Source organism: uncultured Escherichia sp., assembly GCF_948475835.1.
GTDB lineage: Bacteria > Pseudomonadota > Gammaproteobacteria > Enterobacterales > Enterobacteriaceae > ECMA0423.
The window spans coordinates 1-20,705 of record NZ_CAOLGM010000031.1 but is presented as its reverse complement, the minus strand read 5'-3'; the positions used below and the strand labels follow the sequence as shown (position 1 = coordinate 20,705).

At 53.5% G+C, this 20,705-nt stretch carries 16 protein-coding genes and 1 pseudogene; 8 read left to right on the top strand and 9 right to left on the bottom strand.

Annotated features, from left to right (window positions below):
- Window position 1: 1 nt before the first annotated feature.
- Genes QZF50_RS08515 through QZF50_RS08500 form a run of 4 tightly spaced genes read right to left on the bottom strand, consistent with a single transcriptional unit; the run spans window position 2 to window position 4,608 of the window.
- Window positions 2-880 (bottom strand): [formate-C-acetyltransferase]-activating enzyme, encoded by an 879-nt coding sequence (locus QZF50_RS08515; protein ID WP_000204101.1) that lies wholly within the window; start codon window positions 878-880, stop codon window positions 2-4.
- Entirely contained in the window at window positions 846-3,143 is a 2,298-nt protein-coding gene (locus tag QZF50_RS08510) for a formate C-acetyltransferase (protein WP_000184826.1), read from the bottom strand. The genes QZF50_RS08515 and QZF50_RS08510 overlap by 35 nt, the downstream gene beginning before the upstream one ends.
- Window positions 3,144-3,193: 50 nt before the next feature.
- Window positions 3,194-3,514 carry a PTS fructose-like transporter subunit IIB gene (locus QZF50_RS08505; RefSeq protein ID WP_000161265.1) on the bottom strand — a complete coding sequence of 107 codons (321 nt, stop codon included), beginning with the start codon at window positions 3,512-3,514 and terminating at the stop codon, window positions 3,194-3,196.
- 14 nt (window positions 3,515-3,528) lie between these two features.
- Entirely contained in the window at window positions 3,529-4,608 is a 1,080-nt protein-coding gene (locus QZF50_RS08500; RefSeq protein ID WP_001004446.1) for a PTS fructose transporter subunit EIIC, read from the bottom strand.
- A 308-nt stretch (window positions 4,609-4,916) separates the two neighbouring features.
- Between QZF50_RS08500 and ptsP the strand changes: the two genes are divergently transcribed.
- From ptsP to QZF50_RS08480, 4 genes are all read left to right on the top strand, one after another.
- Window positions 4,917-7,418 (top strand): phosphoenolpyruvate--protein phosphotransferase, encoded by a 2,502-nt coding sequence (gene ptsP / locus QZF50_RS08495; protein WP_001174083.1) that lies wholly within the window; start codon window positions 4,917-4,919, stop codon window positions 7,416-7,418.
- 11 nt (window positions 7,419-7,429) lie between these two features.
- Complete coding sequence (gene fsa, locus QZF50_RS08490) at window positions 7,430-8,092, top strand: fructose-6-phosphate aldolase (RefSeq protein WP_000424845.1); 663 nt, start codon at window positions 7,430-7,432, stop codon at window positions 8,090-8,092.
- A gap of 10 nt (window positions 8,093-8,102) precedes the next feature.
- Window positions 8,103-9,206: a bifunctional L-1,2-propanediol dehydrogenase/glycerol dehydrogenase gene (gene gldA, locus QZF50_RS08485; protein WP_000373998.1), complete on the top strand. Its 1,104-nt coding sequence runs from the start codon at window positions 8,103-8,105 to the stop codon at window positions 9,204-9,206.
- Window positions 9,207-9,480: 274 nt separating this feature from the next.
- A complete protein-coding gene (locus tag QZF50_RS08480; protein ID WP_000647882.1) occupies window positions 9,481-10,098 on the top strand; it encodes a DUF1287 domain-containing protein in 618 nt (205 codons plus the stop codon).
- 26 nt (window positions 10,099-10,124) lie between these two features.
- Here the strand turns inward: QZF50_RS08480 and yijE are convergent, their stop codons facing one another.
- The 3 genes from yijE to metF form a co-directional block, all read right to left on the bottom strand.
- Window positions 10,125-11,030, bottom strand: a complete 906-nt coding sequence (yijE, locus tag QZF50_RS08475; RefSeq protein ID WP_001297632.1) for a cystine transporter YijE — start codon at window positions 11,028-11,030, stop codon at window positions 10,125-10,127.
- 93 nt (window positions 11,031-11,123) lie between these two features.
- The gene (gene katG / locus QZF50_RS08470) at window positions 11,124-13,304 is read right to left on the bottom strand and encodes a catalase/peroxidase HPI (RefSeq protein ID WP_001297636.1); all 2,181 of its coding nucleotides are present in this window, start codon (window positions 13,302-13,304) and stop codon (window positions 11,124-11,126) included.
- A gap of 328 nt (window positions 13,305-13,632) precedes the next feature.
- The gene (gene metF, locus QZF50_RS08465; RefSeq protein WP_000007520.1) at window positions 13,633-14,523 is read right to left on the bottom strand and encodes a methylenetetrahydrofolate reductase; all 891 of its coding nucleotides are present in this window, start codon (window positions 14,521-14,523) and stop codon (window positions 13,633-13,635) included.
- 75 nt (window positions 14,524-14,598) lie between these two features.
- On the opposite strand from metF, the gene QZF50_RS08460 reads away from it, so the two are divergent.
- Entirely contained in the window at window positions 14,599-14,733 is a 135-nt protein-coding gene (locus QZF50_RS08460) for a hypothetical protein (protein ID WP_000660586.1), read from the top strand.
- Window positions 14,734-14,871: 138 nt separating this feature from the next.
- Here QZF50_RS08460 and metL read toward each other — a convergent pair whose 3' ends face one another.
- Both metL and metB read right to left on the bottom strand, forming a co-directional pair.
- Complete coding sequence (metL, locus tag QZF50_RS08455; RefSeq protein ID WP_000110772.1) at window positions 14,872-17,304, bottom strand: bifunctional aspartate kinase/homoserine dehydrogenase II; 2,433 nt, start codon at window positions 17,302-17,304, stop codon at window positions 14,872-14,874.
- A gap of 2 nt (window positions 17,305-17,306) precedes the next feature.
- Complete coding sequence (metB, locus tag QZF50_RS08450) at window positions 17,307-18,467, bottom strand: cystathionine gamma-synthase (RefSeq protein ID WP_001297633.1); 1,161 nt, start codon at window positions 18,465-18,467, stop codon at window positions 17,307-17,309.
- A 276-nt stretch (window positions 18,468-18,743) separates the two neighbouring features.
- Between metB and metJ the strand changes: the two genes are divergently transcribed.
- The 3 genes and pseudogenes from metJ to QZF50_RS08435 all read left to right on the top strand — a co-directional run.
- On the top strand, window positions 18,744-19,061 hold the full coding sequence (metJ, locus tag QZF50_RS08445; RefSeq protein ID WP_000852812.1) for a met regulon transcriptional regulator MetJ: 318 nt from the start codon (window positions 18,744-18,746) through the stop codon (window positions 19,059-19,061).
- Between the two features lie 59 nt (window positions 19,062-19,120).
- Window positions 19,121-19,729 (top strand): YiiX family permuted papain-like enzyme, encoded by a 609-nt coding sequence (locus tag QZF50_RS08440; RefSeq protein WP_000702307.1) that lies wholly within the window; start codon window positions 19,121-19,123, stop codon window positions 19,727-19,729.
- A 144-nt stretch (window positions 19,730-19,873) separates the two neighbouring features.
- Window positions 19,874-20,549 (top strand): annotated as a pseudogene (locus tag QZF50_RS08435) (IS1 family transposase); the annotation flags it as partial.
- Window positions 20,550-20,705 lie beyond the last annotated feature (156 nt).

Genomic DNA, 20,705 nt, shown 5'->3' with positions numbered 1-20,705 from the left:
TTTAACCTCCCACGGTAACCTGAAATCCGGCCCGTTCTGCCATTTCGCGCATCGTTGTCACATCGGCTGACGACGGCGCAGGCACCTCTTTCATCGACCATGTTTTCCCCAGCAGGCGGTATTTCGGTTCGCCGTACTGATGAAACGGTAACAGATGGATCTGCCTGATTTTCAGCGGGATCAGTACATCCAGCGCCTGCTGCATATTCTCCCGGCTGAGCGTGAAACCAGGGATCAGCGGTAAACGCGGGATCACGTTGACACCCTCACTCACCAGCAAACGCAGATTCTCCAGCACGCGTGGCAGGTTCATCTTCACCACATCCCGCGCCTGAGTCGCGTCCATAATTTTTAAATCGAACAGCACTTCATCGCACAATTTCGCCAGTGGTAATAGCTTGCTGGCTGGCGCGTCTCCGGCAGTTTCAATGGCGCATGACACGCCCCACAACCGCAGCCGCTGTAAAAAACGGGTAGCAAACTCCGCCTGCATTAACACTTCGCCGCCAGAAAGCGTGACGCCGCCGCCGGACGTGCGAAAGAAAATGTCATCTTTCATCACTTCCCGTTCCAGCGCGTCAAGGCTGATATCGCGGCCAATCCGTTCAAACGCCCCGGAGGGGCATTCATCCGCATCACGCAAACATTTCGCACAGTGCAGACATTTCGCCTCTCTGCGTACCGTCTGGATTTTGCCGGAGATCGACTCCGGATTAGCACACCACGGGCAAAGATGCGGACAGCCTTTAAAAAAGACCACCGTACGAATGCCCTCGCCGTCATTCAGTGAATAACGCTGAATGTTGAAAATGCGCGCCACATCATCGCGGCGCGTTTCCACAACGTTACAGCTGATGCGCTGTCCGGCGGATGATGTCATCCTGGATCTCCTTCGACAGTTCGACAAAGAAGGCGCTGTATCCGGCAACGCGCACCACCAGCCCGGCATAATCTTGTGGGCGCTGTTGCGCTTCCCGCAACGTGTCGGCGTTCACCACGTTAAACTGAATATGCTGCAACTTAAGCTGGGTAAACGCCCGTAAGAAGTCGGCCAGTTTGCGTAATCCCGCTTCACCTTCCAGGGTCGCCGGAGTGAATTTCACGTTCAGCAACGTACCGTTAGACAGCAGCGTGTTATCGAGCTTACTGACTGACTTCAGTACCGCTGTTGGCCCTTGTGCGTCCTGGCCCAGCATAGGTGACAAGCCGCCGTCTGCCAGTTGTTCCCCGGCAAAACGACCGTCTGGCGTCGCGCCAACCACCGATCCCAACGGGACGTGAGCAGAAACGGTATACGATCCCGGCGTGAAGTAACCGCCGCGCGGGTTCTGGTATTTTTCCACTTCTTTGCAGTAGTGGCGTAACAGTTCGGCGCTGATGTTATCCACCTCGTCGATATCGTTACCGTATTTCTCGAAGCGGTTAATTAAGCGAGCACGGACTTTTTCGCCTTCTGGCGTTGCAAAGTTGGCTTTTAATACCGACAGCAATTCGTCAAAACTTAAACGCTGTTGCTCAAAAACCATCCCTTTCAACGCATGGAGAGAATCGCTCAGGTTGGCGATACCGATCCCCTGTACGCCGGAGAAGTTATAACGCGCGCCGCCATCGGTAATATCGCGGCCTTTTTCCAGACAATCGCTGATAAAAGACGAGAGCAGCGGTACAGGTGCCCAGTCGCGATGGCCGATATCACAAATATTGCTGCCCTCAACCATCAGGGTGATGTAGTGGCTGATCTTGGCGCGGATCTGCTCCAGTAAACCTTCATAAGTCAGCGCAGCATTGCCTTCATTTTCATACAGGCAGATTTCCATCACTTTCAGCAGATTAAACATCGCGATGTCATGCAAGCCGTAGGTTCTGCCGGGAATAGATAATTCCACACAGCCCACTACGGAATAGTCGCGCGCATCTTCCAGCGAAACGCCACGGTTGAGGAACGCTGGTACCACCACTTCATCGTTAAAGATTTGCGGAATACCGGTGCCGAGGCGAATGGTTTCGGCGGTTTTCATCAGGAACGGCGTGTCGATCAAGGCGTTAGTGCGCACGCCGAGGTTCGGTTGCGGTAATTGCACGCTTTGATAAGCGTCAAGGCAAAGGAACGAAAGCACGTTCACCGCGCTACGTCCGTTCTCGGTTAACCCGCCGAGCAGTGCGGTATAGCCGGTCGGGAAACCTGCGAAATAACGCGCGCTGCTGGTGGAGCGCAACAGCACGATGTCGTTGCATTTCACCCATAAAGATTCGAGTAGTTCTTTCAGGAACGCCGGATCTTCGCCCTGGGTTAAAGATGCCTGATAGAACGGCAACATATACTGGTCGAAGCGCCCCAACGATAGCGAACTGGCGTTGGATTCGTATTGCAGAATGATGTTCATGTACCAGAATAACTGGCACGCCTGCCAGAACGTCTGCGGCTTATGTTCGGCGTTATGGCGGGAGATCTCCGCAATAGTCAGCAGTTCTTCGCGACGCTGGGCATCTGTGCAGTTTGCCGCCATTGTTTCCGCCAGTTCAGCGTAACGCAGAATGTGTTTCTGCGAGGCTTCCAGCAGTAACAGCGCGGCCTGATAAAAGTGATTCTCCGGCTGTTGCTGACAATGTTGCTGCATCTGCGCCACCAGCTCCCCCAGCCCGTGATTCAGCAGGCGTGGGTAATCAATAATAATGTGCCCCTGGCCTTTATCTGTCTGGTTGATGCTGAAAATCTGCGTGCTGGTCGCGGCTTTTACTTCATCTGTCATCTGCCCGTTGATGAAATCTTTCATCGAACGTTTTTCCCAGTACGGGAACAACTCTTCACGGTAGATACGTTTATCTTCTTCACTGATAGCAAAGCGGTCCTGCGGACGCGTCGGGAATTGATCCAGCTCTTTCAGCAGCCAGTAAGGGTCCATTTCCGGCGACATAATCCCAGCGCGCGGTTTTACGGTGCGGTTACCGGCAATCAGTTCTTCATCACGAATCGAAATTTCAACATGTTCAAGGATATACGCTGTTGCTTTCGCCCGGCGCAATATCACCGGTTCGCCTTCGGTTTGCCGATGGCTGGCGGTATAAAGCAGCGCCCGCTCCAGCGAGATTTCACGGGTATTGGCAAACAGTGCAGTTTTGAGGCGAGAGATACGATTCGTCATGAGGAACTCCTGTGGGAAAGCGAACCCGCCCTTGCGAGCGGGAGAAGAACTTAAGCGGTTTGCGCCAGGTGAGCTTCAATTTTGCTCATAATGGCGTCAGCACGTTTTACTGCATCGCTGATGTTGACGCGCACGATGGTCTTGCCAGCAAAACGCTCTTCAAACTTGATGCCGATATCTTTGGTCAGAATCACCATATCAGCGCTCGCCACATCTTCCGCAGTCAGTTCATTTTCCAGACCAATTGACCCCTGGGTTTCTACTTTCACTTCCCAGCCTTTCGCTTTCGCGGCACTTTCCAGCGCCTCTGCTGCCATATAGGTATGGGCAACACCTGAAGGACATGCGGTTACTGCAATAATTTTCGTCATGGCTCGTTCCTCAATTAATTAATTTCAAAATCCAAATCCAGGTCGTCTTCTTTTTCATCAGTCGAAGACCCATTTTTACGCGCCAGACTTTTCAGCACGTTCACACAAACAGCCGTCACCACTGCTCCGACAGCCACTGCTGCGATATAACCCAGCTTGCCTTCAACCACCGGCAGCACAATCAGACCACCCCAGCCTGCATAGCACTGCGCACCGACCAGCGCCGCAGTTACTGCACCACAAACTGAACCGACCATGATGGAAGGAATGACACGCAGCGGATCGGCAGCGGCGAAAGGAATCGCCCCTTCAGTAACGCCAACACAGCCCATCACCAGTGCCGCTTTGCCGGTTTCGCGCTCTTCTGCGGAGAAATTTTTACGACCAATCAGCGTCGCCAGCCCCATCCCCAGCGGCGGGATACAAATACCCACGGCAGCGATGGCCACCACGGTATAAACACCCTGAGCAACGCAAATCAGCATGAAGGCATAGGCCACTTTGTTAACCGGACCGCCCATATCGAACGCCAGCATCAGACCCATGATCACCGCCAGCATAACAATGCTGCCCTGCTGCATCCCCTGAAGCCACTGAGTCAGGCTGTTGGTCAACGCCCCTACAGGCTCGCCCAAGCCCCACATCATGATGCCTGCGGTAATCAGTGTGCCGACGATAGGAATAATGAAGATAGGCATCACCGAGCGCAGAACTTTATGCACCGGAATTTTCTTCAGGTAATGCACCACGATGCCGCCGATAATCCCGGCGATCAGTGCACCAAAGAAGCCCGCACCAAAGCTGTTACCAACCCAGGCACCGATAGCGCACGGAGCCAGCGCAGAACGCTCTGCAATGGAATAACCGATGTACGCTGCGAGGAAAGGCACCATCAGCGTCAAGCCCGCAACGCCGATATCAAACAGTTTTTTCAGATTTGGATCGGCTACGGCATCCGGCACTGCGCCTTTGCCATACAACATGACGGAAACCGCCAGCAAAATACCGCCCGATACCACGAAGGGAATCATGTGTGAAACGCCCGTCATTAAATGCTGACGGGTATTTTTCAGGATCTGCACCAACTCATTCATAAGCTGCTCCCGGGCTTGCGAAAGCCCATGTCCATATTTTTGATGGAGGAAACAATAGGCAATCGCAGGCGGAGCAAACAGTGGATAAAAAGGCCATTTACTGGACTTTTGTAATATCAGTACAAAAATGCGATCCGCCTCATAACTTGCGATAAACCGGAAGCATGCCGCAAAACAGCGTCTTGTGAGACGCGTCGCAAATTGACGGTTACATTACATTTGTCCAGCTTTTGGCAGATTTGTCACATGGCAGGCCGTTGCCGTGCGCTCTTATCCTGTAAACAGAAAACCGTACCGGGAGAGAGGCAATGGCCCTGATTGTGGAATTTATTTGTGAGCTACCTAACGGCGTACATGCACGTCCGGCAAGCCACGTTGAAACGCTGTGTAATACTTTTTCATCACAAATTGAGTGGCATAACCTGCGCACTGACCGCAAGGGCAACGCCAAAAGCGCCCTTGCGCTGATTGGCACCGATACGCTGGCGGGCGATAACTGCCAGTTACTGATTTCCGGGGCCGACGAACAGGAAGCGCACCAGCGTTTAAGCCAATGGCTGCGCGATGAATTCCCCCACTGCGATGCGCCGCTGGCGGAAGTTAAATCTGACGAACTGGAACCACTGCCGGTTTCACTGACCAATCTGAATCCGCAAATTATCCGCGCCCGCACCGTGTGCAGCGGTAGTGCAGGCGGCATTCTGACGCCGATCTCTTCTTTAGATCTCAATGCGCTGGGTAATCTTCCCGCAGCCAAAGGCGTTGACGCCGAGCAATCCGCACTGGAAAACGGCCTGACGCTGGTACTGAAAAACATTGAGTTTCGTCTGCTGGATAGCGACGGTGCCACCAGCGCGATTCTGGAAGCGCACCGATCCCTGGCTGGCGATACTTCCCTGCGCGAACATTTACTGGCAGGCGTCAGCGCCGGATTAAGCTGCGCCGAAGCGATTGTCACCAGTGCGAATCACTTTTGCGAAGAGTTCGCCCGTTCCAGCAGCAGCTACCTGCAAGAACGTGCCCTGGACGTACGCGACGTCTGCTTCCAGTTACTCCAGCAAATCTACGGTGAGCAACGCTTCCCGGCACCGGGCAAACTGACGCAGCCCGCCATTTGTATGGCTGATGAACTGACCCCCAGCCAGTTCCTCGAACTGGATAAAAATCACCTCAAAGGATTGTTGCTCAAAAGCGGCGGCACCACCTCACATACGGTGATCCTTGCCCGTTCGTTCAACATTCCGACGCTGGTTGGTGTGGATATTGATGCCCTTACCCCGTGGCAACATCAAACGATTTATATCGACGGCAACGCCGGAGCGATTGTGGTTGAGCCAGGGGAAGCCGTAGCCCGTTATTATCAGCAAGAAGCCCGCGTACAGGATGCCCTGCGTGAGCAACAGCGTGTCTGGCTGACCCAACAAGCCCGTACCGCTGACGGTATCCGCATTGAAATTGCCGCTAACATCGCTCACTCCGTGGAAGCGCAGGCCGCATTCGGCAATGGTGCGGAAGGCGTTGGTTTGTTCCGCACTGAAATGCTCTATATGGATCGCACCAGTGCACCGGGCGAAAGCGAGCTGTACAACATTTTTTGTCAGGCGCTGGAGTCTGCCAACGGACGCAGCATTATTGTGCGCACTATGGACATTGGCGGCGACAAACCCGTTGATTATCTGAACATTCCGGCAGAAGCTAACCCGTTCCTCGGTTATCGCGCTGTGCGTATTTATGAAGAATACGCCTCGCTGTTCACCACACAACTACGGTCGATCCTGCGCGCCTCCGCTCACGGCAGCCTGAAAATCATGATCCCGATGATCTCTTCAATGGAAGAGATCTTATGGGTGAAAGAAAAACTGGCGGAAGCCAAACAGCAACTGCGTAACGAACACATTCCGTTTGATGAGAAGATCCAGCTCGGCATTATGCTGGAAGTGCCGTCGGTGATGTTCATCATCGATCAATGCTGCGAAGAGATTGATTTCTTTAGTATTGGTAGTAATGACCTGACGCAATATCTGCTGGCGGTGGATCGCGATAATGCTAAGGTTACTCGTCACTACAACAGCCTGAATCCGGCATTCTTGCGGGCGCTCGATTACGCCGTGCAAGCGGTGCATCGCCAGGGCAAATGGATTGGTCTGTGCGGTGAGCTGGGAGCGAAAGGTTCCGTGCTGCCGTTGCTGGTCGGCTTAGGGCTGGATGAACTCAGCATGAGCGCACCATCAATTCCGGCGGCGAAAGCGCGGATGGCGCAACTTGATAGCCGTGAGTGCCGCAAGTTGCTCAACCAGGCAATGGCCTGCCGTACTTCGCTGGAAGTGGAACACCTGCTGGCGCAATTCCGCATGACCCAACAGGACGCACCGCTGGTCACCGCCGAGTGCATCACGCTGGAAAGTGACTGGCGCAGCAAAGAAGAAGTGCTCAAAGGCATGACCGATAACCTGCTGCTGGCGGGCCGCTGCCGCTATCCGCGTAAACTGGAAGCCGACTTATGGGCGCGCGAGGCCGTTTTCTCTACCGGTCTGGGCTTTAGTTTTGCCATTCCACACAGCAAATCAGAACACATTGAGCAATCCACCATCAGCGTGGCGCGTCTGCAAGCGCCGGTGCGCTGGGGCGATGATGAAGCGCAATTCATCATTATGTTAACCCTGAACAAACACGCTGCGGGCGATCAGCACATGCGCATTTTCTCGCGCCTCGCTCGCCGCATCATGCACGAAGAATTCCGTAACGCGCTGGTTAACGCCGCCTCTGCCGACGCTATCGCCAGCCTGCTGCAACATGAACTGGAACTGTAAAAGGAAACATCATGGAACTGTATCTGGACACCGCTAACGTCGCAGAAGTCGAACGTCTGGCACGCATATTCCCCATTGCCGGGGTGACAACTAACCCGAGCATTATCGCTGCCAGCAAGGAGTCCATATGGGAAGTTCTGCCGCGTCTGCAAAAAGCGATTGGTGATGAGGGCATTCTGTTTGCTCAGACTATGAGTCGTGACGCGCAGGGTATGGTGGAAGAAGCGAAGCGCCTGCGCGACGCCATTCCGGGCATTGTGGTGAAAATCCCGGTGACTTCCGAAGGTCTGGCCGCCATTAAGATGCTGAAAAAAGAGGGTATTACTACGCTTGGCACCGCAGTGTACAGTGCTGCACAAGGGTTACTGGCCGCGCTGGCAGGGGCAAAATACGTTGCTCCGTATGTTAACCGCGTAGATGCCCAGGGCGGGGACGGCATTCGTACGGTTCAGGAGCTGCAAGCGCTGTTAGAAATGCACGCACCAGAAAGCATGGTGCTGGCGGCCAGCTTTAAAACGCCGCGTCAGGCGCTGGACTGTTTACTGGCAGGATGTGAATCCATCACCCTGCCCTTAGATGTAGCGCAACAAATGCTCAACACCCCTGCGGTAGAGTCAGCTATAGAGAAGTTCGAACACGACTGGAATGCCGCATTTGGCACTACTCATCTCTAAAGGAGCAATTATGGACCGCATTATTCAATCACCGGGTAAATACATCCAGGGCGCTGATGTGATTAATCGTCTGGGCGAATACCTGAAGCCGCTGGCAGAACGCTGGTTAGTGGTGGGTGACAAATTTGTTTTAGGTTTTGCTCAATCCACTGTCGAGAAAAGCTTTAAAGATGCTGGACTGGTAGTAGAAATTGCGCCGTTTGGCGGTGAATGTTCGCAAAATGAGATCGACCGTCTGCGTGGCATCGCGGAGACTGCGCAGTGTGGCGCAATTCTCGGTATCGGTGGCGGAAAAACCCTCGATACTGCCAAAGCACTGGCACATTTCATGGGTGTTCCGGTAGCGATCGCACCGACTATCGCCTCTACCGATGCACCGTGCAGCGCATTGTCTGTTATCTACACCGATGAGGGTGAGTTTGACCGCTATCTGCTGTTGCCAAATAACCCGAATATGGTCATTGTCGACACCAAAATCGTCGCGGGCGCACCTGCACGTCTGTTAGCAGCGGGTATCGGCGATGCGCTGGCAACCTGGTTTGAAGCGCGTGCTTGCTCTCGTAGCGGCGCGACCACCATGGCGGGCGGCAAGTGCACCCAGGCGGCGCTGGCACTGGCTGAACTGTGCTACAACACCCTGCTGGAAGAAGGCGAAAAAGCGATGCTTGCCGCCGAACAGCATGTAGTAACCCCGGCGCTGGAGCACGTGATTGAAGCGAACACCTATTTGAGCGGCGTTGGTTTTGAAAGCGGCGGGCTGGCGGCGGCTCACGCGGTGCATAACGGCCTGACCGCTATCCCGGACGCGCATCACTATTATCACGGTGAAAAAGTGGCATTTGGTACGCTGACGCAGCTGGTTCTGGAAAACGCACCGGTTGAGGAAATCGAAACCGTAGCTGCACTTAGCCATGCGGTAGGTTTGCCAATAACTCTCGCTCAACTGGATATTAAAGAAGATGTCCCGGCGAAAATGCGAATTGTGGCAGAAGCGGCATGTGCAGAAGGTGAAACCATTCACAACATGCCTGGCGGCGCGACGCCAGATCAGGTTTACGCCGCTCTGCTGGTAGCCGACCAGTACGGTCAGCGTTTCCTGCAAGAGTGGGAATAACCTACTCCAAACTCCCGGCTTGTCCGGGAGTTTGAACGCAAAATTGCCTGATGCGCTACGTTTATCAAGCCTACGAAATCTCTGCAATATATTGAATATGCGTGCTTTTGTAGGCCGGATAAGGCGTTCACTCCGCATCCGGCACTCTGTGCCAGTAATCTGAAACTCCCACGTTGTTCAGGAGTTTTTTATCCGCTTCTGGACATTTTCTCCACAGAACAATCGTTAGCCCGGAAGGTCGAATCTGTGACTCTTATTTTCACGGACGAACCAGATGAAAGCTTCACTGGCGCTGCTCAGCCTGCTAACGGCATTTACCAGCCACTCCTTAAAATCTCCCGCCGTTCCACCAACCGTGGTACAAATCCAGGCCAATACCAACCTTGCCATCGCAGACGGTGCCAGACAGCAAATCGGCAGCACGCTATTTTACGATCCGGCGTATATGCAGCTTACCTATCCTGGCGGTGATGTCCCGCAAGAACGCGGGGTATGTTCCGATGTGGTGATCCGTGCATTGCGCAGCCAGAAGGTCGATTTGCAGAAACTGGTGCACGAAGATATGGCGAAGAATTTTGCCGAGTACCCGCAAAAATGGCAGTTAAAGCGCCCGGACAGCAACATCGATCACCGTCGGGTGCCTAATCTGGAAACCTGGTTTACCCGCCACGATAAAACACGCCCCATCAGCAAGAACCCCAGTGACTATCAAGCGGGCGATATTGTCTCCTGGCGACTGGATAACGGACTGGCACATATTGGGGTGGTGTCAGATGGCTTCGCCCGCGACGGTACGCCGCTGGTGATACATAACATTGGCGCAGGCGCGCAGGAAGAAGATGTGCTGTTTAGCTGGCGGATGGTGGGGCATTATCGTTATTTTGTTAAATAAGCGATCGCCCCACATGAAGAAAAAATTCAGATGCTTTTTACACTGACAGCTTCTTTTTTCTTACGGCTCACCAGCGCCAGTGCCAGCACAATCAGCACAATACCGCTACCTTCAACGGCCCCCGGATTCTCACCGAGCAGCCACCAGGAAAAGAGTACGCCGCAAACGGGAACGGCCAGCGTGCTTAAGCTGGCAATACTGGCAGGCAAGTTTTTCAATACAAACAACCATAAGCTCCACGCCAGCGCCGTCGCCAGAATCGCACTGTAGGCCAGCGCCCAGAACACGGTGGGCTGCCAGTCAATTTCACGTTGCGGCACCAGTAAAGCGACCACACTCATCACCAGCGCCGCATAGAGCATCTGCCAGGATGTTAACGATAATAAATCCACGCGCGGATGACGGGTGTATAGGCGTTTAGCAACAATCGCGCTCGCCCCCCAACTGACGCCGGAGAGGATTGCCAGCATGGCACTTTTCATTGAAGAGAAATCGAGTTGCCACGGCTGCAACACCAAAAATAAGCCGAAAGCGGCAATCAGTATCGCGAAATATTGCCCACGTCGCAGGCGTTCACCGAGAAACAACGCGGCGAAAATCACCACCCAGAACGGCATGGTATAGCTTAGGATCGCCACCTTCCCCGCTCCGCCGCTGACCAGCGCCCACTGCGCCAGGCCAACCATCCCGCAGGTTTGTAACAGGGCAATGGCTAAGGTGTATTTAAACGGTGTCGGGCGCATTCCGCGACCACGTAATAAAAGGACGATGAATAAAACGAGAGCGCCGAAAATGCAGCGTAAGGCGGTAAAGTCGAAGGCACCGATGTAGCTGGTGACTTGCTTCATGAAAATCCAGCTATAACTCCAGATAAGTGTGAGCACAACCAGGCCACTGATTGCCAGTGGGTTGCTCTTTCCTGCGGCAGACATGAGAGATCCAGTGTGTAGTTTTCCTGTGGACACTATACGCCGGTAAAGAAACTTCAGCGACTGCCTGAAAGACAGTCGCTGAAGAAGGTCAGATTACAGCAGGTCGAAACGGTCGAGGTTCATCACTTTCACCCATGCCGCCACGAAGTCTTTAACAAACTTCTCGTGGGCATCGCTGCTGGCGTAAACTTCCGCTACCGCACGCAGGACAGAGTTAGAACCAAATACCAGATCCGCACGGCTGGCTGTGTATTTCACTTCGCCGGTTTCACGGTCACGACCTTCGAACAGCTCTTTCGATTCGTCAGTCGCTTTCCACTCGTAACGCATATCCAGCAAGTTCACGAAGAAGTCATTGCTCAATACGCCAACGCGGTCAGTGAAGACGCCGTTTTTGCTGCCATCGAAGTTGGCACCCAGTACACGCATCCCGCCCACCAGCGCAGTCATTTCCGGCGCGGTCAGCGTCAGTTGCTGTGCTTTGTCGATCAGCAGTGACTCGGTGGTGGAAACATCCAGACGAGCGCGATAGTTACGGAAACCGTCAGCAATTGGCTCCAGCAGCTCGAACATCTCAATGTCAGTCTGATCCTGACGCGCATCAACGCGGCCCGGCGCAAACGGTACATGAATGCTCAAACCTGCGGCGCTTGCGGCTTTCTCAACACCAACCACACCAGCCAGCACGATGATATCCGCCAGCGAGGCTTTACCAGACTCTTTCTGGATTTTCTCCAGAACAGGCAGAGCACGAACGGCTGCGGCGTTCACATCCCAGTCGCGCTGCGGCATTAATGCCAGACGCGCACCGTTGGCACCACCGCGTTTGTCGCCACCACGGAAGGTAGAAGCAGAAGCCCAGGCCACCGATACCAGCTCACTAACAGACAGACCAGAATCCGCAATCGCGAATTTCAGATCGATAATGTCCTGCTCGGTCGGGTTGTAGATCGGCTGCGGCAGCGGATCTTGCCAGATCAGATCTTCTTTCGGTACTTCCGGTCCGATGTAACGAGATTTCGGCCCCATATCCCTGTGCGTCAGTTTGAACCAGGCACGGGCAAAGGCTTCGTTGAACGCCTGCGGATCGTTGAGGAAACGACGAGAGATCTTCTCGAACTCAGGATCAAAACGCAGCGTCAGGTCGGTCACCAGCATCGTCGGTTTACGTTTCTTCGACGGATCAAACGGATCCGGGATAATTTCCGGTGCGTCTACCGCTTCGAACTGGATTGCGCCAGCCGGGCTGCGGGTCTGTACCCACTCATACTTGAACAGGTTCTCGAAGAAATAGTTGCTCCACTGGGTCGGCGTCTGGGTCCAGACTACTTCCAGACCAGAGGTAATGGCATCTGCGCCAACGCCGCTGCCGTAAGTGCTCGCCCAACCTAAACCTTGTTCTTCAATCGGTGCAGCTTCTGGATCAGGACCTACATTTGATGTCGGACCGGCACCGTGGGTTTTACCCAGCGTATGACCACCCGCAATCAGCGCCACGGTTTCTTCGTCGTTCATGCCCATGTTGCCGAAGGTCGCGCGGATAGCTGCTGCCGCAGAAAGCGGTTCGCCGCTGTGATCCGGGCCTTCCGGGTTAACGTAAATCAGACCCATCTCGGTTGCACCCAGCGGTGCTTTCGCCAGCGCTTCCGGATGACGGTGAGTCAGCCAGGCTTTTTCATCACCCCAGTTAACATCCAGATCCGGTTCCCAGACGTCTTCACGACCGGCACCAAAACCGAAGGTACGGAAGCCGGAGTTTTCTAGCGCCACGTTACCCGCGAGGATAAACAGGTCGGCCCAGGAGATTTTCTGACCATATTTCTGTTTGATTGGCCACAACAGGCGACGCGCTTTATCGAGGCTTACGTTATCCGGCCAGGAGTTCAGCGGTGCAAAACGTTGCTGACCACGACCCGCGCCACCGCGTCCATCGATTGAACGGTAAGTCCCCGCGCCGTGCCAGGCCATACGAATAAACAGACCGGCGTAGCTGCCCCAGTCGGCAGGCCACCACGGCTGAGATTCTGTCAGCAGGGCTTTCAGATCTTTTTTCAGGCCGTAGTAATCTAATTTGCTGAATTCTTTGCGGTAGTCAAAGTCCTCACCCAGCGGGTTAGAACGATTAGAATGTTGGTTTAACAGGTCAACACGGAGTTGATTTGGCCACCAGTCGCGAGTGGTTGTGCCCGCCCCCGCGCTCTGGTCGTGACCGCCCTGATGGAACGGGCATTTGCCAGTGGCTGTCGTGTTATGAATATCGTCTGACGTGCTCATCAATGTGCTCCCCTCTACAGTGTTACCGTTACGATACACAGCGTTAGAGAGAAGTTATAATTGAATTAATCCACGGATGCGATAGTTGAGATCTTACATATTGTTGGTTAAAGAGATGTAGATCAAATTGATCGTAATTAAGCTTTTTTGATTATGTCCGAATTCGGACAAATGCTTTATAAAAAAGGGTTTTAGCTTCATATCCTTCAAGTAATGAGGGAGAAAACAAGGCTGACAACCTTATTTTCCCGCCCTCATTTCGAGGCAGCATTTTGTGCTCTGTTTAAAATTTGTGATCGCTGTGTGATTTTCACAAAAGCCACACTATTTATAAACCAGGTCGAACACCCAGCGTATGGCAAATCGCGTAACTCATTTCAGCGCGGTTAAGCGTATAGAAGTGGAAATCTTTCACTCCTTCACGGCTTAAAATCTTCACCATATCCATGGCAATATTCGCGCCCACCAGTTTGCGGGTTTCGGCATCATCATCCAGGCCGTCGAACATTTGCGCCATCCACGCCGGAATACGCACGTTGGTCATATCGGCAAATTTCTTCGCCTGTTTAAAGTTAGATACCGGCAAAATTCCCGGAATAATTTCCACATCAATGCCCGCCGATACACAGCGGTCACGAAAACGCAGGTAGCTTTCGACATCGAAGAAGAACTGAGTAATCGCGCGGTTGGCTCCGGCATCGACTTTGCGTTTCAGATTAAGCAAATCCGCCTGAGCGCTTTTTGCTTCCGGGTGAACCTCCGGATACGCCGCCACGGAGATATCGAAATCTGCCACTTCTTTTAACAGCGTCACCAGGTCAGAAGCATATATTTCCGGCTTACCACTTCCCGGCGGCAGATCGCCACGCAGCGCCACGATATGACGAATACCGTTATTCCAGTAGTCGCGTGCAATGGTGCGCAGCTCGTCGGGCGTCGCATCAATGCAAGTAAGATGCGGTGCCGCTTCCAGACCAGTGCGATCTTTAATGCCTTTAATAATGCTGTGCGTACGGTCGCGCTCGCCGGAGTTCGCGCCATAGGTCACCGATACAAACTTCGGTTTCAGGCTGCTAAGGCGATCGATGGAGTTCCACAGGGTCTGCTCCATTTCACTGGTACGCGGCGGGAAAAACTCGAACGAAACGTTAATTTGCCCCTGGACTTCTGCCAGGCTCTGATTCAGGGCATCCCGCTGGCTGGCGTGAAAAAAGCTCATACCTTACCTCATCAATCGCTTGTAGTTATATGTTGTGTTGTGCACATCTATCCGTTTAGACGTCCAGATGTAAAGATGAAGGAAAAGCCGAAGGGCGTCAACCGAAAAATGACCAATGATGGTGAGGAAAAATCAGGGAAGATGAAAAAACTTCAGGATGGTAAGAAAAAGAAAATCCGGTATGCAAAGCAAACCGGACTGCAAATATAAACTAACCATGTACTTATTGCTTCTTGCCGGATTCGTCGTAAACGCTTAATCCGGCCTAATCCTATGATAATTCAATATATTTCATTAGAAACCATAAACCCGAAAACATGAGTACCGGGCATTATTAAATTTCTGAAATTACAACAACTGTGCCAGCCGGTTGATATCCGACTGAATCGCCCCGGCGGTGACGTCGCGCCCCGCGCCAGGCCCACGGATCACCAGCGGGTTGTCGCGATACCAGCGGCTTTCGATGGCAAAGACGTTATCGCACGGCAGCAGTGATGCCAGCGGATGGTCTTCACGCACCGCCTCCACGCCCACACGCGCTTTGCCGTTGGCATCGAAACGCGCCACGTAGCGCAGCACCAGCCCCATTTCGCGGGCCGCTTCCAGCCGTTGCACCATCTGCTCGTTAAGTTCATCGCCATTTTCAAAGAAATGGTCGATGCTGCCGCCTTCGCAATGAGCAGGCACCAGCGATTCCACACGTACCTGGTCCGGTTCAATGTTGTAACCCGCTTCACGCGCCAGAATTACCAGCTTGCGCATTACGTCTTTGCCGGAGAGGTCGTCACGCGGATCAGGCTCGGTTAAGCCCTGCTGCCACGCCTGATCCACCAGCTCGGTAAACGGCACGCTACCGTCGAATTGCAGGAACAGCCAGGAGAGCGTGCCGGAGAAGATCCCGCTGATCGACAAAATAGTATCGCCGCTGTCGATCAGATCGCGCACGGTGTGGTTGATCGGCAAGCCCGCACCGACGGTGGCATTGTACAGCCAGTGACGCCCGGTTTTTTCGAAGGCGTCGTGGATCTGGCGATATTTATTGCTGTCGCTGGCTCCCGCCAGTTTGTTGGCGCTGATAACGTGGAAACCGTGGCTGGCGAAATCAAGATACTGATCAGCAAGCTGCTGGCTGGCGGTAACGTCCAGCACCACTAAATCATCATACGGATGGGCGCGCATCCACAGGAACAACGACTCTTCATCCTGCTCAACCGCTTCATCGTTGAAGAAGGCTAACGCGCGGCTGGCGTCCAGCCCGTCATAGCTCAACAGGCTGCGGCGGCTGTCCACCACACCTGCCAGCACAAACTCAAAGCCGGTACGTGCCGAAAGCGTGCTCTGCTCACGGGCGAACAGTTCCAGCCAACGGGAACCGATATTGCCCTTACCGAACAATACCAGGCCGATGCGTTTTTCTGCGCGGAAGACGGACTGATGCAGCCCCTGAATCAGGCTTTCGGTCGGGCCGGTGCGCAGTACTGCCACCAGGCTGATGCCGTCATCGGACTGCCAGGTAAATTCGACCGGCTGGCCTTTCAGTTGCTGCCAGAAGCGGTGGCAATGCAGCGGGTTACGGGTGACGCCTGCACCGACCATCGCCACCAGCGCCAGCCCCTGACGCAGGCGCAGTTCGCCAGGTAATCCCGCTTCGTCGAGGATTTTCAGCGCACTGTCGGCCACTTCTGAGGTGTAGCAAAATTGCAGCAACTGGCGATCGTTATGTACGCCAACCGCCAGCGGGCGTACCTGCGCGCGTTTCAGGATTTGGTCGATCTCTTTATGCGCCAGTTTGAAATCCTGACTGGCGGGCACCTGAAACTCAATCAAACAGACATCATCGTGGCTGGTGACAATACGCGCACCAGTACCGGAGGCCAGCACGCGTTCAATGCGCGTGGAACCTTGATCCGGCGTGTAGCTACAGCGCAGTTGCAGGTCGATTTCGCTGCCAGAAACCGGCTGTAAAGTACGGGCGTGAAGAACGGGAGCCGCCAGGCGCGCCAGTTCGCTGGCCTCATCCAGACGCAGCAACGGCAGCAGGCAGGCATCTTTCACTTTACGCGGGTCGGCACTGTATACCCCGGCGACGTCGCTCCAGATGGTTACGCGAGAAACACCCGCCAGCGCACCGATTTGTGTCGCGGAATAGTCGGAACCGTTACGCCCCAGCAGCACCGTTTCACCGGCGTTGTTGCGGCTGATAAATCCGGTCACCACCAGACGTTTGCCCGGATGTTGCACCAGCAGCTGTTGCAGCAACGGGTAAGAAAGCCCTTCATCAACCTGCGGTTGTGCGGCGCGTTCAGCGCGTAAAAACTCGCGGGCATCAAGCCAGGCCGCTGGCAGCCCTTGTTGATTAAGTACCGCAGACATCAGGCGTGCCGACCACACTTCACCGTGCCCCACCACTTCCGCATACACTGCGTCGTTAATACCGCTGTCGAGCAGCGCCGCCAGGCGCTCAAGGTCGCTGACAAAAGCGCTAATGAGGCTATCGGCTTCTTCAGCGGGTAGCAGACCGCTAATCAGATCGCACTGATAGCGACGCAGCGTTTGTTGAACCTGATGCGCAGAGAGACGATCGGTCTGGCTTAGTTTCAACCAGTTAATCAACTGGTTAGTGGTGCTACCGGCGGCGGAAACCACCATCATATCGTCAGGCTGAGAGTACTCCGCCATAATGCCCGCGACACGCAAATAACACTTCACATCAGCCAGACTACTGCCACCAAATTTATGCAGCTGACGACCTTTCGCCCCTGCCTGCGCAATCACACTCATTTTTACCCCTTGTTTGCAGCCCGGAAGCCATTTTCCAGGTCGGCAATTAAATCTTCGCCATCTTCAATACCGGTGGAGATACGCAGCAGCGTCTCGGAGATCCCGGCGGCAGCACGCGCTTCTGGTGCCATGCCTGCATGTGTCATGGTTGCGGCGTGAGAGATTAAACTTTCCACTCCCCCTAATGATTCCGCCAGCGTAAACAACGACAGCCCGCTCAGGAAACGACGCAGCGTCTGCTCATCGCCATCCAGTTCAAAACTCAACATTGCGCCAAAGCCTTTTTGCTGACGCGCGGCAATTTCATGCCCCTGATTTTCCGGCAGCGACGGGTGATACAGTTTTTTCACCAACGGCTGGGTTTGCAGATATTTCACAATCGCCTGCGCGTTGCGCTGCGCCAGCTCCATACGCGGCACCAGAGTTCGCAACCCGCGTAGCAGCAGATAGCTGTCAAACGCGCCGCCCGTCACGCCAATATTGTTTGCCCACCAGGCCAGTTCGGTGACAACGTCCGGATCTTTAGCAATCACCACGCCAGCCACCACGTCTGAGTGACCGTTCAGATATTTCGTGCATGAATGCAACACCAGATCGGCACCTAATGCCAGCGGATTTTGTAATGCCGGGCTTAAGAAGGTGTTATCCACCACGCTCACCGCCCCGACTTCCCTTGCCAGATGGCAGATTTTCGCAATATCCACGACGCGTAACAATGGATTACTTGGGCTTTCTACCAGTACCAGTTTGGGTTTTTCTGCCAGCGCTGCCCGTAATGCCTGTTCATCGCCTTGATCAACAAACAACACGCGATAGCAACCGCGTTTCGCCAGGCTGTCGAACAGGCGATAGCTACCGCCGTAGCAGTCGTGCGGCGCAACCAGCAGATCGCCAGGTTTCAAAAAGACGGTCGTTACCAGGTGAATCGCGGACATGCCGGTATTAGTAAGTACTGCACCAGCACCGCCTTCCAGTTCTGCCAGCGCACGCTGAACCACATCGCGCGTTGGGTTGCCGCGACGCGAGTAATCATGCGCGCGCGGTTCATTAAATCCGGTAAAGTTATATGTGCTGGAAAGATGGATCGGTGGGACAACGCAACCATACTGTTCGTCGTCATTTAACCCGCTACGCACTGCGATGGTGGCCTGTTTACGCGTCATGTGATGAAGTTCCCTGGGCTTTGTCGGTGAAATGTCAGGCACCAGAGTAAACATTGTGTTAATGGACGTCAATACATCTGGACATCTAAACTTCTTTGCGTATAGATTGAGCAAATCCCAAATAGCCGTTAAAATTATATGCATTATCACGCCAGCAGGTGGATTACCCGATGTCACGGTAACGCCTGTACGGTAAACTATGCGGGTTTACGGTCAGTACCCACATAAATTGTGTGGTCTGGTCTCAATTTATTGACGAAGAGGATTAAGTATCTCATGGCTGAATGGAGCGGCGAATATATCAGCCCATACGCTGAGCACGGCAAGAAGAGTGAACAAGTCAAAAAGATTACGGTTTCCATTCCTCTTAAGGTGTTAAAAATCCTCACCGATGAACGCACGCGTCGTCAGGTGAACAACCTGCGTCACGCTACCAACAGCGAGCTGCTGTGCGAAGCGTTTCTGCATGCCTTTACCGGGCAACCTTTGCCGGATGATGCCGATCTGCGTAAAGAGCGCAGCGACGAAATCCCGGAAGCGGCAAAAGAGATCATGCGTGAGATGGGGATTAACCCGGAGACGTGGGAATACTAAAGCGGAAAAGAGCGGCGCGGAGTTAACCAGCCGCTTTTTTCATACAAGGACGTTTAACGATGAAAATCAGGCTACTGATCCTCAGCCTGCTGGTTTCTGTGCCTGCCTTTGCCTGGCAGCCGCAAACTGGCGACATCATCTTTCAGATCTCTCGCTCATCGCAAAGTAAAGCGATCCAACTGGCGACCCATTCCGATTACAGCCACACCGGTATGCTGGTGATGCGTAACAAAAAGCCCTACGTTTTTGAAGCGGTCGGCCCGGTGAAATACACCCCGCTCAAGCAGTGGATTGCCCATGGTGAAAAGGGCAAATACGTCGTTCGCCGCGTTGAAGGCGGACTGAGTGTTGAACAACAGCAAAAACTGGCGCAAACGGCAAAACGTTATCTTGGTAAACCGTATGATTTCAGCTTCTCATGGAGCGACGATCGCCAGTACTGTTCGGAAGTGGTGTGGAAGGTTTACCAGAACGCGCTGGGAATGCGCGTGGGCGAACAGCAGAAGTTGAAAGAGTTTGATCTCAGCAACCCGCTGGTCCAGGCGAAGCTCAAAGAACGCTACGGTAAAAATATTCCGCTTGAGGAAACGGTAGTTTCACCACAAGCCGTTTTCGACGCGCCACAACTCACCACGGTTGCCAAAGAGTGGCCGCTGTTTTCGTGGTAATGGATGATGAAAAAAATAATTCCCGCCGTAGTCTGTTTGTTGCTTTGTAGTTGCACGACCTTTCCGCAAGCTGTCGCTCCGGTAAACGGTGATGCCTCCAATTAGTTGAATTAAGGATATAATACTCGCTTTTAAGGTTGTTTCATGGTCACAGTTAACCTTCATTGCCCCCGTTGCCAGTCCGTTCAGGTTTACCGTCACGGGCAGAACCCAAAAAGACATGATCGATTCCGCGGCCGTGACTGTCACCGGGTATTTCAGCTCAGTTACTGTTACGAGCCCCGTAAACCGGGAGTTAAAGACCAAATCGCTGAAATGACTTTCAACGGTGCCGGGGTTCGCGATACTGCCCGTACGCTGAAAATCGGCATTAATACAGTCATCCGAACTTTAAAAAACTCTCGCCACGAAGAATAACGTCATCCCCGGTCGCTCATGCTGATGTGGCACTCATCTGCAAACTTAGTCAGCAATGGAGCTTTGTCGGCAGTAAAGCGCGACAGCACTGGCTCTGGTACGTGTACAACACGAAAACTGGTGGTGTTCTGGCCTACACTTTTGGCCCCCGGACTGACGAAACCTGTCGTGAATTGCGGGCGCTGCTTACCCTTTTACCATCGGCATGTTGACCACTGACGAATGGGGTAGTTACGCTAGAGAGTTACCGAAGGAGAAGCATCTGACTGGTAAGATTTTTACTCAGCACATTGAGCGTAACAATCTGACCCTGAGAACCCGAATCAAACGTCTGGCCCGCAGAACCATCTGTTTCTCGCGTTCTGTAGAACTTCATGAAAAAGTCATCGGTGCTTTTATCGAAAATATATGTTCTACTAATTGGAGTCATCACCCTTCTGATAAGCTTTCCTTGGATGATTACCAGACTGAATACACAGCCAAAGATTTTTACCTCATTCTGCTCTTTTTTCTCAAATGACATATATTATATTTTACATCATATTCATAGGCATATGAC

Excerpts from the sequence above, each read along its gene's own strand:
- QZF50_RS08515 (WP_000204101.1), bottom strand. The coding sequence starts at position 880 with ATGACATCATCCGCCGGACAGCGCATCAGCTGTAACGTTGTGGAAACG.
- QZF50_RS08510 (WP_000184826.1), bottom strand. The coding sequence starts at position 3,143 with ATGACGAATCGTATCTCTCGCCTCAAAACTGCACTGTTTGCCAATACC.
- QZF50_RS08505 (WP_000161265.1), bottom strand. The coding sequence starts at position 3,514 with ATGACGAAAATTATTGCAGTAACCGCATGTCCTTCAGGTGTTGCCCAT.
- QZF50_RS08500 (WP_001004446.1), bottom strand. The coding sequence starts at position 4,608 with ATGAATGAGTTGGTGCAGATCCTGAAAAATACCCGTCAGCATTTAATG.
- ptsP (WP_001174083.1), top strand. The coding sequence starts at position 4,917 with ATGGCCCTGATTGTGGAATTTATTTGTGAGCTACCTAACGGCGTACAT.
- fsa (WP_000424845.1), top strand. The coding sequence starts at position 7,430 with ATGGAACTGTATCTGGACACCGCTAACGTCGCAGAAGTCGAACGTCTG.
- gldA (WP_000373998.1), top strand. The coding sequence starts at position 8,103 with ATGGACCGCATTATTCAATCACCGGGTAAATACATCCAGGGCGCTGAT.
- QZF50_RS08480 (WP_000647882.1), top strand. The coding sequence starts at position 9,481 with ATGAAAGCTTCACTGGCGCTGCTCAGCCTGCTAACGGCATTTACCAGC.
- yijE (WP_001297632.1), bottom strand. The coding sequence starts at position 11,030 with ATGTCTGCCGCAGGAAAGAGCAACCCACTGGCAATCAGTGGCCTGGTT.
- katG (WP_001297636.1), bottom strand. The coding sequence starts at position 13,304 with ATGAGCACGTCAGACGATATTCATAACACGACAGCCACTGGCAAATGC.
- metF (WP_000007520.1), bottom strand. The coding sequence starts at position 14,523 with ATGAGCTTTTTTCACGCCAGCCAGCGGGATGCCCTGAATCAGAGCCTG.
- QZF50_RS08460 (WP_000660586.1), top strand. The coding sequence starts at position 14,599 with ATGAAGGAAAAGCCGAAGGGCGTCAACCGAAAAATGACCAATGATGGT.
- metL (WP_000110772.1), bottom strand. The coding sequence starts at position 17,304 with ATGAGTGTGATTGCGCAGGCAGGGGCGAAAGGTCGTCAGCTGCATAAA.
- metB (WP_001297633.1), bottom strand. The coding sequence starts at position 18,467 with ATGACGCGTAAACAGGCCACCATCGCAGTGCGTAGCGGGTTAAATGAC.
- metJ (WP_000852812.1), top strand. The coding sequence starts at position 18,744 with ATGGCTGAATGGAGCGGCGAATATATCAGCCCATACGCTGAGCACGGC.
- QZF50_RS08440 (WP_000702307.1), top strand. The coding sequence starts at position 19,121 with ATGAAAATCAGGCTACTGATCCTCAGCCTGCTGGTTTCTGTGCCTGCC.